Source organism: Mucilaginibacter mallensis (assembly GCF_900105165.1).
GTDB classification, from domain to species: Bacteria; Bacteroidota; Bacteroidia; order Sphingobacteriales; family Sphingobacteriaceae; genus Mucilaginibacter; species Mucilaginibacter mallensis.
This window is the reverse complement of record NZ_LT629740.1, coordinates 502,002-516,820: the sequence shown is the minus strand read 5'-3', so window position 1 is coordinate 516,820 and position 14,819 is coordinate 502,002. Positions and strand designations below refer to the sequence as shown.

The following is a 14,819-nucleotide window of genomic DNA, read 5'->3' as shown; positions in this document are numbered from 1 at the left end:
GTTAAGCTGAAAGGAAAAAACGATATGAAAAGCGATCCTTTATTTACTAGCCCATCAGCAGTCGTCCCAAAACCAATACAGCTACAATAATCAATACAGGTTTAGCAATGCTTTTAGGGTAATAATCATTATCCGGGAAATATTTCCTGAAGAAATACTGGGTTAAAATCAGCCCACCGATAACATTAAACGAAGTAGATAAGCCCAATATAATGAGGTATGTTTTGTTTAGGTTCGTCAGATCAACTTTATAATCTACTATATTGATTTTTAAAGCCAATAAAATTTCACTGGTTATTATATCTATTGCGAATAGGTATGCTAATAAAAAGATAAGCACCCGATATACTGCTTTTTTAAAGCCGGCAGCATACAAATTCAGCATTAACAAAACACCGCCAAATATAAAACTAGGGAATATTGAAAATCCGAAAATAGCCCATTTTGAATATATTTCAACGTAACTATCATCCTGTTGTTCCGGTACGTTGTTATCATCAATTTCCATGTGTCAAATATAATACTAAAAAATATTGGCGCTAAGTAAATTGTAAATGTTCCACTTTAAAATCGCCTTTCTACACTGGCTCTTATTTACATGCAATCCTTAATCTTATGTTGATAATAAAATAACCTATCAATTAGACACAAACCCGTTATTTTAACGTTCTACCATTCATAAACAAGTTTGTTGATCAGCTCATGAAACATTATGAAAATTAAGTCGCTTACCATTTTCACGTTGTTTTTATTTATGCTGACAGCCGCATCTGCGCAGGATAAATGGGAATTAAGACGAAATGAAGATGGTATCACCATTTATTCACGGCAATCGCCCGATGGTAAATTAGTGGAATTACGCCTGCTATGCCAGCTTGATGCCACACCCGGGGAGCTTATAAAGCAGCTTATGGATATTGACAGCTATAGCAGCTGGGTTTATAGCAATAAAAAATCGGGCATTATAAAAAAGATAAATGACCATGATATTATTTATTTTACCGAAGCGCATTTGCCCTGGCCCATACAGGACCGCGACCTGGTAGTTGAACTTAATATTGAACCCACCACTACTCCAAATGCACAACAAATTATACAGGTTAAAAGTATTAACGGTATACTGCCTCCTAAAAAACATTTTATCCGTGTACCTTATTCGATGGTAACGTGGCGAATAACCCCTGTGCCGGGCAATAAAATAAATGTAGACTATACTTTTAGCCTTGATCCGGGTGGCAGTATTCCCCGATGGCTGATAAACTTAACCCTTACAACAGGGCCCTATAAATCTTTTGTAAAACTCAGGGAATTATTAAAAGCAGAGCGGGATAAAAGGTAAAAATCGCCTTCCGTTTTAATTTTCACCTCAAAAAACTATCTTTATTACCTGTATTTAACTAAAAAATGACAAAGACGACTTGCTTAGCTGTATCTGCATTTTTACTTTGCAGCTTTACGTACGCCCAACAAATGAATATTAAAACACTGCCCTACCCCAAAACCAAGAAAGTAAATACCGTTGATACTTATTTCGACACAGAAGTGCCCGACCCATATCGCTGGCTGGAAGATGACCGTGCCGATGATACCAGGGAATGGGTAAAAGCTGAAAATACAGTTACAGAAAATTACCTGTCGCAAATACCTTACCGTGAGGCTATCCGCAAACAACTGGAAACCTTATGGAACTATGAAAAATACAGTGCGCCATTTAAAGAGGGCCAATACACCTATTTTTATAAGAACGATGGCCTGCAAAGTCAGTCGGTTTTGTACCGGCAGGCTGGTAATGGCACACCCGAGGTATTTTTAGATCCCAATAAGTTTTCGGCAGATGGTACAACCTCCATGCAGGGTATCGATTTCACCAAGGATGGCAGCATGGCAGCTTACCAATTATCAGAGGGTGGTTCCGACTGGCGCAAGGTGATCGTTATTAATACAGCTGATAAAAGCATTATTGGCGATACGCTTACTGATATAAAATTCAGTGGCATTGCCTGGAAAGGTAATGAAGGATTTTATTACAGCAGCTACGATAAACCAAAAGAGGGCAGTCAGCTTGCGGGGATGACACAGTACCACAAACTGTTCTATCACAAACTAGGCACACCACAAAGTACTGATAAACTGATATTTGGCGGCGAGGCCACACCCCGCCGCTATATAGGCGCTTATTTAACCGAGGATGAGCGCTTTTTGGTGATAACCGCAGCCAATACAACAACAGGCAACGAGCTTTACCTGGAAGACCTGAGCAAGCCCGGCAGCGGCATTGTTAACGTGGTTGACAACTTTGATAATGAGCATAGCATTTTGGATAATGTGGGTAGCAAACTGTATATTATTACCAACCTGTATTCGCCCAATTTTAAGCTAGTTACAGTTGATGCAGCAACGCCACAGATTGTTTACTGGAAGGACCTGATACCTCAAACCAAAAACGTATTAACTGCATCAACCGGTGGCGGTAAAATATTTGCTGAATACCTGAAGGATGCTACATCGCTGGTTGAGCAGTATGATATGGAGGGTAAACTGGAACGTATCATCGCCCTGCCATCAGTAGGTACGGCCGCAGGTTTCGGGGCAAAAAAAGAAGAGAAAGAAGTGTACTATACTTTCACCAGTTATATTTATCCATTTACTATTTTTAAGTACGATATAGCCAGCGGACAATCAACCTTATATAAAAAATCAGGGGTAAAGTTTGATCCTGAGCAATACCAGTCGGAACAAGTTTTTTATGCCTCAAAGGATGGCACCAAGATCCCAATGATCATCACCTATAAAAAAGGAACCGCGTTAAATGGTAAAAATCCGCTGTTATTATATGCCTATGGCGGTTTTGGGGTGAGCTTAACGCCTGCCTTTAGTACATCAAACATTATATTTTTGGAGCATGGCGGCATTTATGCCGTACCTAATCTACGTGGTGGCGGCGAATACGGCGAAACATGGCATCGCAAAGGCATAAAAATGCATAAGCAAAATGTATTTGATGATTTTATCGCTGCTGCCGAATACCTTATCAAACATAAATATACTTCAAAAGATTACCTGGCCATATCAGGCGGCTCAAACGGGGGCTTGCTCATCGGTGCTATTATAACACAACGCCCTGATCTGTTTAAAGTGGCTTTCCCCGCTGTTGGGGTTTTGGATATGCTGCGCTATAATAAATTTACCGCAGGCGCTGGCTGGAGCTATGATTATGGCACCGCCGAGGATTCAAAAGAAATGTTTAATTACCTGTATAAATATTCGCCGTACCATGCTTTAAAGCCGGGCAATTACCCTGCAACCATGATCACTACCGGCGATCACGACGACCGTGTGGTACCTGCGCATTCCTTTAAATTCGCAGCACGTTTGCAGGAGTATCAAACAGGTCCGGCGCCGGTGCTTATCCGTATTGAAACCAAAGCCGGCCATGGCGCCGGTAAATCAACCGCCCAGGTTATTAATGAGCAGGCTGATAAATGGGCGTTTTTGTTTGAGAATATGAGGATTGGGTGGTAGTTTTCATCTTGTTACTGGCTTCAGTTTGCAAAGAAGCCTATGGATGACGATGTCTATTGATTTCTGAATTACTTTTCAGTATGCAACTGTACTCACGATTACATATCACATGGTATCGCTCATAGCCGCTATGGCCTATTTCATTTGTCTTGATACAAAAGAAACAAAAAATCAAGTCAGGAGAAATGTTTCTTTGCCGCACGAGCCATTCCCCTGCAAATCAGGCAAAACCTGGGCTGCTATATTTTTACCCTGCTGTCGCTACGCACTTTGGCCCTTACTCTGCTGTAAAAATCTGCTATGCCCTGCCATTACGCACAAGGCCACCATCGTTTTGCCTGATTTCGCCCGAAGCTGTTCTACTGACGGGAGCTACATAACTTATTAGAATGAGAAAACTTTAAATGAACCGCGATTAAAAGTGGGTAAAGGCCCGACAAAAAGCGCGGGCCTGGGTGTTTTGCCTGTGGGCGGAAGGATCTTTTTGTCTTGATCTTTTGGTTACTTTTGGATCAAGCCAAAAGTAACTAAGGCTCCGCGCCTATGAGCGGCTTCACGCGATATATAAACGATATGCATATCCGCTCGCAATTACTCGCAAATACAAAACAACAAAGGGCAGGATAAATCCTGCCCTTTGTTGTTTATTAATAAAATTTTCATTCTATTACCTGCCATCGTGACCGTGGCCCTGGCCATTATCACCATGTCCGTGACCGTTATCGCCATGTCCATGATCACCGTGACCATTATCGCCATGTCCACCATTATCATAATGTCCGCCACCACCGTGGCCGTTATCACCATGCCAGTGATTGCGGTATTTGTCATCATGACTATCGCGGATAACTACCTGGTCTCTTCTGCCTCTATATTGAGCATAACGAGCCCTTATCTGGTCATGATGAACCCATGGTGTAGACTGGTTCACAACTACTTTATAGCCATGATATACATCATAATTGCTGTATCTTGGCGGTAAGCCACGTGAATGTACCCATACGTTATTGCTGAAGTAAACATATTGATGCGCGTTAACATCGTAATAAGAATCAATATCGGGCATATAATAATAATCAGCATGATCGTAACCAACAGGGCCCCATTCGGGCTGGCTACCAATGTTTATACCTACACTAAAATGAACTTGTGCGTCGGCAAATTTGAATGACAAGCAGCTAAATAATATAACTGCCATAAAGATTAACTTTTTCATGATATATATAGTTTGGATGTATGACAAATAATATCAATAATAGTTTAGCTATTTATTTAATATACACTAACGCAAGAAAATAAATTCATCATAAAACACGCCACATCAATACACAACATATTGATATACAGGTATTATATATTATAAAAAGCAAAAAAATTATATCTGAGCGTTATTAAAAGGTCTAATAATAATTATTATTGATCGTCGCTATTATTGGTAGTGTCTGCTGCTTTTTTAGTTGATACTGCTGCTAATACAGGTTTGCCGATCACTTTGTAACTCCCCTCGCCCTTTAGTATGGCATCAAGCTGGGTTTTATCCTGCATAGTTTTTATAGCCTGGGCCAGCTCGGTATCATACTTAAAATTGGCCAGGTAACGGCCTTTTTCGTAATAATAACGTGATGATATCTCGTTTTCCAACAGCTGTTTTATTTCGTCCTTATGAATTTGCAGGTCGTTCTTTTTGCTTTCGAGCAGTTTGGCCTGCAGGTTATTGAACTCCGTTTGCACCTGGTCGAATTGTTTTTCCTTGGTAGCCTCTGTTTTAAGCTGGGTCAGCAATTTTTCAGTAGGGCTGCTATAGCTATAATTTTTATCCGACAGGAACTTCACAAAATCGTTATAATCAGCATCAGACAGGGTGAAAGTACGAGGATCGGGTAATTTGGCGTGTTTTTCACGGTACAGGGTGGCATAATCAAATATCAGCAGTTTACTCAGTATGCTTTGCGTAACACTTGCAAAACGTTCCTGCTTTACAAAAATATCAGGGTAGATGCCGCTGCCATCATATACTGAACGGCCATCCTTGGTTTTAAATTCGTGGAGGAGTGAATCGGCTACTTTTACTACACTGCCATCATCCTTTCGGTGGGTATAATCCAGCGCCTGTATACACCTGCCCGATGGCACATAATACTTGGCGATGGTTATCTTCACCAAACTGTTGTATGGCAATGAAAATGTTTGCTGTACCAGCCCTTTACCAAAGCTGCGCTGACCAATGATCACTGCGCGGTCGAGATCCTGTAACGAGCCAGCCACAATCTCGGAGGCTGAAGCCGAATGACTGTTAACCAACACCACCAATGGCATATCAGGCGCCATAGGTACATTGGTTGTGTTATACGTAAAGTTTTTCTCCTTTATTTTACCGCGTTGCGATACTACTTCAACCCCTTTGGGTACAAAAAGGTTCACGATTTTTACGGCTTCCTGCAATATACCGCCGCCATTTGAGCGCAGGTCGAGGATGATACCGTTGGGATTATTCTTTTTCAGTTCGGTTAAGGCGTTGGTTACTTCATCGCCCGAGTTTTCCAGGAACCTGTCGAGTTTTATATAACCCATATTACCATCAACCATACCGTAATAGGATACGTTAGGCTGTTTTATCTCGTCCCTAACAAGGTCCTTTTCAATAGGGGCATTGTTATCGCGCTTAATCAACAGCTTTATTTCGGCGCCCTTTGAGCCTTTCAGCAACAAGCTCACATCGTCATTATTTTTACTGTTAAGGTCGATGCCGTTTATTTTCAGGATCTGGTCGCCGGGGCGGATATCGGCCTTTTGTGCCGGGAAACCCTCAAATACTTCAGATACATATACACCACCGTTACGCACAAAAATACTGGTACCGATACCGCCGTATTGGGTGCTTACATAGTGCAGCTTATAATCTTCAATTTCCGATTCGGGAACAAATTCGGTATAGGGGTCGAGGCCGTCAAGCATTGCATCGGCACCCGTTTTTATCATTTTTGCAGAATTGATATCGTCAACATAATTAATGTTAACCTCTTTATATAGTGATGCAAAAACATCCAGATTTTTGGAGATCTGGAACAGGTCATCATCAAAACTCCATATAGCTGTTGCCAAAACTACTATCCCGGCGGATAGCAGCAGCCTTTTATAATTCCTTTTCATTAGATGCGAGACGTGAGATTTGAGATATTAGACATTATGAAAATTAAATCAATCTCCCAATAACAATTTATGTTATTAACGATATTTTATAAAAATAAATATAAGATTTTTGTAATTAGATACCGGTTTTAATATAATCAAAGATTAGCCGAACCCTGAGTCTCAAATCTCATCTCTAAAATCTCAATCTATAGCCTGTTATTATCAATATTTACCAGCGCTTTTTGCAGGGTAAATACTACATACTTTCTATCGCGGTTCACCAGCTTCATTAAATTGCCGATCAGGCTTTCTTCCTGGCCCTCGGTATATTGCAACTGCGCATCACTTAGGTGGTTATATTTTCTCTGGATCTTGATTTTTACCCGCTGCCAATCTTTATTTGATATGCTGATCTCTGCCATGTTTAAAATTTTAACAAAAATATAAAAATTGAAGTAAAGTAGTAAACATTATACTTGTCATTCTGAGGGGCAGCCAAGAAACCAATATTTAGCGCAAGTCTTGTGTGTTGGAATAAGCAAGGCTGACTTGTGCTTTTTTGGTCAGGCACAAGTCAGCCATTACACGAGGCGTTTCACCTACAAGACTTGCGCCAATGAGCACCTCAACATGACACCCTTCGCACTTAAAAACGGCTCCCATCCTTATACAGCAAAGAAACTATCCGCGTTAACCGGCTGCTTGTATAATAAATGCTTCGTTCCTCAGCATGACAATGTAATTTTTGATTCCCCCTTTAGGGGGCGAGGGGATTATAAACAAGTAAAGCCCCTGTTGGGCAGGGGCCTTTACTAACCAATTATAAACCTAAATTATGAGAAGAGCTGTAGGAGAAGGAGTCGAACCTCCACGGAGTGGTTATTTTCATTGCTGAAAGTTTCCCAATTTCTCCGCCACCGCGACAAGGAGGTGTGTCTGCCAAAATTTCACCATCCTACATTTTTGTTAATCTCAAGCCTTTGAGATTGCTGTTGGGGAAGGATTCGAACCTCCACATAGTGGTTAGCCCGCTTCGGGTTTTCCATGATCTACGCCACCGGGACAAGGAGGTGTGTCTGCCAAAAATTTCACCACCCAACAAGATTTTTTTAGAAAGAACGGTTAGCAATTGGTCATTTGCATGTTACAAATCTAATAGACCTATCGTTTCCTTGCAAATATTTCAACGAAATAATTTTATTTTTAGTTTTATTTTAATTAAACTTGTATATTAGTATAGAATTTAAAATTTATGTCTCATAGAAAAGCCCCAAATTTAGAAATTGATAATCTTGACATACAGATTTTATCAATTTTAATGAAAAATGCAACCACTCCGTACACGGAAATTGCGAAAGAGTTGATCGTTTCGGGCGGAACCATACACGTGAGGATGAAAAAGTTGGAGGAGATGGGTGTTATAAAAGGTGCCACACTGGAGGTTGATCCCCAAAAATTAGGCTATGATATTACCGCTTTCCTGGGTATTTACCTGGAAAAGGGTTCACAATATAATGAAGCCGTCAAGCAGTTGAAAAATGTTAAGGAGATTGTTGAGTTGCATTACACAACCGGCAGCTGGAGCATTTTTGCCAAAATTGTATGCCATGATACCAATCACCTGCGCGAAATACTGAATGAGAATATACAAGGTATAACAGGCGTACAACGTACAGAAACTTTCATTTCATTGGAAGAAAGTATTAAGAGGCAGATAACGCTGGAATAAGTATACAGTATATTATAATACTTAGTAAGGGTATTAATAATCTCTTGATTATTAATACCCTTTTTAGTTTACAATCTCAGTGAGTATTTCTTTAGCTATTCTTTTCAGATTGTAATATTTAAACGTGGCATACACTATAAATGGCACTCCCATTAAAAATATAGAGTTATTCAAACATATCCCGGCTACTATATAAAGCGTTGAAATTATACAAATGATGACTATATCTAATGAATCCAAATGTGTATAATTTAAATCGACAACCCTATAATTTCCACAATCCTCTATCTTAAAAATCCCACTGTCAAATCTTCTAATTTGTTCATGCCTGCCACCATATGCATTATCGAATTTTACGCTATCGGTTTTTATTCCGGTAATATCATATTTCTCTCTGGTCATAATTAAAAGAATTCTTTCAATTAGCTCATTCGTATCGTGATTAGTTTTTTCTGAGATTTGGCTGGATATTTCCATCTGTAATAAGGATGATCCGAAATTACAAAATCTAGCGAGATTTCAATTGCGCTCGTCTGTGACGAGTGCTTAACTCTTTAGAGCATTTGCAACGCCCTGGCGATACAATCGCAAACCCATTTAAGCACTCGTCACAGACGAGCGCAATAGGATATTATTTATTGATAAGAAATCGATCTTTTATTTCTTCAGCGATATAAGTTGGCAGTTGACATTCCTCTTTAAGAGTTACCTTAATCCAGCTATCCTTTTCTATTAAGTCAATATAATCATATATCGACTTATTTACATTCCTAAAGAATGTATCGTATTTGCCCTGTATTTCCATAAGGACTTCATTAACTAACTGTATTCTTTCCATTATTAAGTGTCAGCAAGGTCTTATGTAAATATAGCCTATTTAAACTTACTTTTCAATGCCGCTAACTTCATTTGCAGATCACCTTCCGGTTCAGGAGCAGCTTTACTTGCATATGGTTTATTGAATGCCGGTTTTTGTGCCGGTTTGTTAAAGTTTGGTTTGACCGCAGACGGATTAGCCGGCCCCCTTTTCTCGTTCTCCTTCATACTTAATGAGATCCGTTTGCGGTTAACATCCACCTCGGTAATTGTTACTTCCACCTTTTGGGCAACCTTTAAAACTTCGTTAGGGTCTTTTATAAAGCGGTTGGTGATCTGGCTCAGGTGCACCAAACCATCCTGGTGAACGCCGATATCAACAAAAGCGCCGAAGTTGGTAATATTGGTTACTATGCCGGGCAATTTCATTCCTATCTTCAAATCGCCAATGGCATTCACACCGTCAGTAAAGCTGAACTGCTCGAATTGCTCACGCGGGTCGCGGCCGGGTTTGGCAAGTTCGGCCATAATATCATTTAAGGTAGGTAAGCCTACGGTATCCGATGTATATTTTGTAAGTGGGATGCTTTTGCGCAGCTTGTCATCCTTCATCAGGTCCTTTACGGTACACTTCAGGTCGGCTGCCATTTGTTTTACCAGGTCGTACCTTTCAGGGTGTACGCCACTTGTATCTAAGGGGTTATCAGCATGACGGATACGCAGAAAGCCTGCTGCCTGTTCAAAAGCCTTATCGCCCAAACGGGGAACTTTTTTAAGTTGGTCGCGTTTTTTAAACGCACCGTTCTGATCGCGGTACTCTACTATATTTTGCGCTAGCTGCGGGCCCAAACCCGATACATAGGCCAGTATTTGTTTTGATGCGGTGTTCAGCTCCACGCCTACCGCATTCACGCAATTGATAACGGTATCATCAAGTGATGTTTGCAATTTATTTTGATCCACATCGTGCTGATACTGCCCAACACCAATTGATTTTGGGTCGATCTTTACCAGCTCAGCCAATGGGTCCATCAACCTGCGACCGATGGATACCGCGCCCCTAACCGTAATATCCTTATCCGGGAACTCATCCCTCGCCACTTCTGACGCGGAGTAGATAGACGCGCCGCTTTCATTCACCATTACAATAGTTGCACCCGGCAAATTCAGGTTGCGGATAAAAACTTCCGTTTCGCGTCCCGCTGTTCCGTTGCCTATGGCTATGGCTTCAATATTATGTTTTTCAAACAAATGCTTAGCAGTTTTCTCCGCTTCTCTGGCCTGACCAGCACCGGTATGCGGGTAAATAGCGGTATCCTCCAATAGCTTACCCTGCTCATCCAAGCAAACCACTTTACAACCGGTACGGAAACCCGGGTCGATAGCCATTACTCGTTTTTGGCCAAGCGGCGCACCCAATAAAAGCTGACGCGCGTTTTCGGCAAATACCCGTATGGCTTCCTCGTCGGCCTTCTTTTTGGTGAAGAGACGAACTTCGGTTTCCATTGATGGTTTTAACAATCTTTTGTAGCCATCGCCAATAGCCTGCCGCACCTGGTTTGATGCCGCATTGTTACCTTTTATAAACAGGTTCTCCAAAGTAGCAAGCGCTTCTTCTTCCTGTGGTTTTATATCCAGCCAAAGTATCTCTTCCTTTTCGCCGCGGCGCATGGCCAGTATACGGTGTGATGGCGCTGTTTTTACAGCCTCCGTCCACTCAAAATAATCCTTGTATTTTATGCCTTCCTCTTCCTTACCTGTTATTACCCTCGATTCAAAGGTCCCTTTCTCAATAAAGAGCTCCCTTACTTTGGTACGAGCCTCAGCATTTTCAGCTATTTGCTCTGCGATGATATCTCTTGCACCGGCCAATGCTTCTTCAACACTATTAACACCTTTTTCCTCGTCAATAAATTTGGCAGCTTCCGTTTCAGGATCGATGCGGTGCTGCTCGAACAGCAGATCAGCCAATGGCTGCAAGCCTTTTTCCTTAGCCGCTGTTGCACGGGTTTTACGTTTAGGGCGATACGGCAGATAGATATCTTCCAGTGCCACCATCGTTTCGGCCTCGTTCACCAGTTTTTCCAGTTCGGGGGTTAACTTACCCAGGTCGGCAAGCGATTTTAAGATAGCTTCACGGCGTTTATCCAACTCGCGCAACTGTTGTATACGATCTCGGATTGCGGCCACCTGTACCTCATCTAAAGTACCAGTAACCTCCTTACGGTAACGGGAGATGAAAGGCACTGTTGCGCCTTCATCAAGCAAGGCAGCGGTAGCGCTTACCTGTTTCTCGGCGATGGAAAGTTCGTTGGCTATTTTTTTATAATGCGTGCTCATTTGTCAAATATTCGGGTTGCGAAAATGGTACTCTTTGGGTGAAAAACAAAAAGGAGTTTTAAACAAATCGTGAGAAAAAAATATTGTCATTTCGAACGAAGAGAGAAATCTTCTTCGCCATGCATATTCGCTGTGCATAGCGAAGAAGATCCTTCACTAACGTTCAGGATGACAATAGGGGATTTTTACTTAGCTTATATTCAGACTTACGAAGTTTTGAAAACTTCGTAAGTCTTTAACCGCCTTGTCATTTCGAACGAGGAACGAGGAGAAATCTTCTTCGACTTGCAAACGGTTATGTTTTAGCCAGAAGATTTCTCCCTCCGGTCGAAATGACAATGAGGAATAAATTTTACTTCGCCTTCAACCACCCATTCCCATCCATCCACTTAGCCAAACTGTTAAACCAATCATCTTTGGTTACCCTGTTATGCAGCCCAAAACCATGATCGCCGAATTGGTAAATATGGATCTCGCCCTTAACATGATTTTTCACCATGGCACCGTAAAACATCAGGCTGTTTTCAACAGGTACCAGGCCGTCGTCCTGCGCATGTACCAGGAATGTTGGCGGCGTATTAGGCGTTACCTGTTTTTCATTGCTATATAAGTCAATCAAAGTCTGCGGGGCATTTTTGCCGATCAGATTTTCTTTTGAGCCCACGTGTGCCCACTGCCCAAAGGTTACAACCGGGTATAACAATACCGCAAAACTCGGGCGCAGACTGATGTGTTTTTTATTCTCGATAACTTCCTTATCAAAATGCGTTGCCGCGGTTGATGCCAGGTGGCCACCCGCCGAAAAGCCAATAATACCAACACGCGCCGTATCAATACCCCACTCGGCGGCACGTTGCCTAACCAGCTGTATGGCGCGTTGTGCATCTTGTAACGGGCCAATGGTTTTATCAACCATAACACTATCACTCGGCATACGGTACTTTAAAATGAATGCTGTTACTCCTATCCTATTAAATGCTGCCGCGATCTCCGAACCTTCGTTCACCATCGATAATCCTGAATATCCTCCACCCGGGCAGATCACTACGGCAGCGCCGTTAGCCTTATCCTTTGCGGGGAAATATGGAATAAGCGCAGGCACCGTAACATTATGCATGAATGAACCTGCATCCATATTTTCCACATAATCCTTTGGCGCGGGCTTTGAATTGGGCACGCCATCGGGGTACAACAATATTGGTGTTGATTGCTGCGCGAATGTTGCAGATGAGATCAGCATTAATACAAACAGGAGTTTTTTCATGGTTTAAAATTAACTTTTAGGTCCGCCAAATTCCATTAAATAGGCTTTCAGAAAATCATCCAGGTCGCCATCTAAAACAGCGGCTGCATTTGATGTTTCATGATCGGTACGCAAATCCTTCACCAGTTTATACGGGTGCAGCACATAGTTTCTTATCTGTGATCCCCACTCTATCTTTTTCTTATTGCCTTCAATAGCATTGGTAAGTTCCATGCGTTTACGCATTTCGGCCTCATATAATTGCGATTTCAATAATCTGATAGCATTATCCTTATTCTGCAATTGCGAGCGCGATTCCTGGTTCTTGATAATAATGCCCGATGGCTTGTGGTATAAACGCACGGCGGTTTCCACCTTGTTCACGTTCTGCCCACCTGCACCGCCTGAGCGGAAGGTCTCAAACTCAATATCAGCCGGGTTAATGTCGATCTCAATAGTATCATCAACCAAAGGATAAACATATACCGATGCAAATGAAGTATGGCGTTTGGCGTTGGAGTCGAAAGGCGAGATTCGTACTAAACGGTGTACGCCGTTTTCACCCTTTAAATAACCGTAGGCGAATTCGCCTTCTATTTGCAGGGTAACGGTTTTTACACCGGTAACATCACCTTCCTGGTAATCCTGTTCGGTTACTTTATGGCCATTTTTTTCGGCCCACATCATATACATGCGCATGAGCATACCGGCCCAGTCGCAGCTTTCGGTACCACCGGCACCTGCGGTAATCTGCAATACGGCATTCAGCTGATCTTCATCAGCTGAGAGCATGTTCTTAAACTCCAGTTCTTCAACGGCCTTTATAGCAGCATCATATTGTTCCTGCATTTCGGCTTCGGTAGCATCGCCTGCATGATAAAAATCATACATAACGGCTGCATCCTCAACTACCGCCACTACTTTTTGGAAAGCATCAGTCCACACTTTTTTTGTTTTGATGGATGCCAGTACCTTTTCGGCATCTTTAGGATGATCCCAGAAATTTGGGCCTATAGTTATATCCTGTTCTTTTTGTAATAAATCGAGTTTGGTATCGATGTCAAAGATGCCTCCTCAGGGAAGTAACTCTATCCCTTAAATCCTGAATCTGTTCTTTAGTCATTTGGCAAATATATAGAATTTCGGAATTCGGATGTTCGATTTCGGATTTACATTTATTTCGGAATTCGGATGTTCGATTTCGAATTCACTTGTATTTCGGATTTATGATATGCAGATATTGATTTTCATTTGTCAATATCTAAAAAATCAAATAAAAACAATTCCGAAATCGAACATCCGAAATCCTAAATCGCACAAAAAAGCCCACCAATAAATTGGCAGGCCATATATGAGGTTGTTAAAATTTATACTTAAGCTACAGCTAGCTGGTTCATATCAACATGAATACCGGTAAGCTTTGTTAATATGGCTGATAATGCAAAGTCCTTATTCTCGCTTTTTGATTCCTTTATTAATTCCTGCATAACAGGCGGGATCAAAGATTTTGAGATAGCAAGCGCTGACGCCGCATCAATATTATAGTTATTATTCAGTTTATTGGCAAATCTTTTAACCGCGCTTGATATAAGTGGATTATTGTAAACTCCCGAAAACTGAAAATACTTTATCGTATCTTTTAGTTTGCCGCCTTCCATATTACCCTTTAAAACTTCAATTATTGAACTTGAAGCTTCATTTATCACTGCATCACGGTATTTTTCCGGTACCTCCGGGTTGTTCATAACAGCCGTCCCGGCGTTATTTTTAACAAGCAAAAAGAGTTTCTCAAACATGAATAAAAAATTTAAGAGCCGATTAACAATTTGATTATAAATAGATGTTTTCTTTACAAGATGTACAAATATGATAAATAATTATTTTAAATATGTAAACAAAGTGTAATTATTTTTTGGAATTTTACAATTAACATGGTGTAAAACAAACACTAAGTGAGGTGTGTTAATAATACACTGATCATACATGAAAAAGTAAACTTTCAGATTAATTTATCACCTGAAATTTTAAATCCTACTT

13 protein-coding genes and 1 tRNA gene are annotated in these 14,819 nt (G+C 41.2%); 3 read left to right on the top strand and 11 right to left on the bottom strand.

What is annotated here, in order from left to right:
• Nucleotides 1–46: 46 nt before the first annotated feature.
• Complete coding sequence (locus BLU33_RS02160; RefSeq protein ID WP_091368552.1) at nucleotides 47–508, bottom strand: hypothetical protein; 462 nt, start codon at nucleotides 506–508, stop codon at nucleotides 47–49.
• A 204-nt stretch (nucleotides 509–712) separates the two neighbouring features.
• Here BLU33_RS02160 and BLU33_RS02155 point away from each other — a divergent pair, with 204 nt between their 5' ends.
• Together BLU33_RS02155 and BLU33_RS02150 are read left to right on the top strand one after the other, a co-directional pair.
• On the top strand, nucleotides 713–1,339 hold the full coding sequence (locus tag BLU33_RS02155) for an START domain-containing protein (protein ID WP_091368549.1): 627 nt from the start codon (nucleotides 713–715) through the stop codon (nucleotides 1,337–1,339).
• A 131-nt stretch (nucleotides 1,340–1,470) separates the two neighbouring features.
• Nucleotides 1,471–3,522, top strand: a complete 2,052-nt coding sequence (locus BLU33_RS02150) for a prolyl oligopeptidase family serine peptidase (RefSeq protein WP_232009376.1) — start codon at nucleotides 1,471–1,473, stop codon at nucleotides 3,520–3,522.
• A 667-nt stretch (nucleotides 3,523–4,189) separates the two neighbouring features.
• On the opposite strand, the gene BLU33_RS02145 is transcribed toward BLU33_RS02150, so the two are convergent.
• From BLU33_RS02145 to BLU33_RS24985, 4 genes are all read right to left on the bottom strand, one after another.
• Entirely contained in the window at nucleotides 4,190–4,738 is a 549-nt protein-coding gene (locus BLU33_RS02145; RefSeq protein ID WP_197684549.1) for a hypothetical protein, read from the bottom strand.
• A 197-nt stretch (nucleotides 4,739–4,935) separates the two neighbouring features.
• The gene (locus BLU33_RS02140; RefSeq protein WP_091368545.1) at nucleotides 4,936–6,672 is read right to left on the bottom strand and encodes a S41 family peptidase; all 1,737 of its coding nucleotides are present in this window, start codon (nucleotides 6,670–6,672) and stop codon (nucleotides 4,936–4,938) included.
• A gap of 188 nt (nucleotides 6,673–6,860) precedes the next feature.
• A complete protein-coding gene (locus BLU33_RS02135; protein ID WP_091368542.1) occupies nucleotides 6,861–7,076 on the bottom strand; it encodes a hypothetical protein in 216 nt (71 codons plus the stop codon).
• Nucleotides 7,077–7,643: 567 nt separating this feature from the next.
• Nucleotides 7,644–7,755, bottom strand: a tRNA-Asp gene (locus BLU33_RS24985).
• Nucleotides 7,756–7,906: 151 nt separating this feature from the next.
• Between BLU33_RS24985 and BLU33_RS02130 the strand changes: the two genes are divergently transcribed.
• Complete coding sequence (locus BLU33_RS02130; RefSeq protein WP_091368540.1) at nucleotides 7,907–8,383, top strand: Lrp/AsnC ligand binding domain-containing protein; 477 nt, start codon at nucleotides 7,907–7,909, stop codon at nucleotides 8,381–8,383.
• 63 nt (nucleotides 8,384–8,446) lie between these two features.
• Here the strand turns inward: BLU33_RS02130 and BLU33_RS02125 are convergent, their stop codons facing one another.
• The 6 genes from BLU33_RS02125 to BLU33_RS02100 all read right to left on the bottom strand — a co-directional run bounded on the left by BLU33_RS02125 (nucleotide 8,447) and on the right by BLU33_RS02100 (nucleotide 14,578).
• Nucleotides 8,447–8,860: a hypothetical protein gene (locus tag BLU33_RS02125; RefSeq protein WP_091368538.1), complete on the bottom strand. Its 414-nt coding sequence runs from the start codon at nucleotides 8,858–8,860 to the stop codon at nucleotides 8,447–8,449.
• A gap of 154 nt (nucleotides 8,861–9,014) precedes the next feature.
• Nucleotides 9,015–9,221, bottom strand: a complete 207-nt coding sequence (locus BLU33_RS25270; RefSeq protein ID WP_091368535.1) for a hypothetical protein — start codon at nucleotides 9,219–9,221, stop codon at nucleotides 9,015–9,017.
• Nucleotides 9,222–9,256: 35 nt separating this feature from the next.
• Nucleotides 9,257–11,539 (bottom strand): Tex family protein, encoded by a 2,283-nt coding sequence (locus BLU33_RS02115; RefSeq protein WP_091368532.1) that lies wholly within the window; start codon nucleotides 11,537–11,539, stop codon nucleotides 9,257–9,259.
• Nucleotides 11,540–11,891: 352 nt separating this feature from the next.
• Entirely contained in the window at nucleotides 11,892–12,803 is a 912-nt protein-coding gene (locus BLU33_RS02110) for an alpha/beta hydrolase (RefSeq protein WP_091368530.1), read from the bottom strand.
• Nucleotides 12,804–12,812: 9 nt separating this feature from the next.
• Nucleotides 12,813–13,905 (bottom strand): peptide chain release factor 2 gene (gene prfB, locus BLU33_RS02105; RefSeq protein ID WP_157682021.1). Its coding sequence is split into 2 segments (ribosomal slippage): nucleotides 12,813–13,844 and nucleotides 13,846–13,905, totalling 1,092 coding nucleotides; the frame shifts between segments, so codons are not numbered across the junction.
• A gap of 250 nt (nucleotides 13,906–14,155) precedes the next feature.
• On the bottom strand, nucleotides 14,156–14,578 hold the full coding sequence (locus BLU33_RS02100; protein ID WP_091368527.1) for a hypothetical protein: 423 nt from the start codon (nucleotides 14,576–14,578) through the stop codon (nucleotides 14,156–14,158).
• Nucleotides 14,579–14,819: the final 241 nt, after the last annotated feature.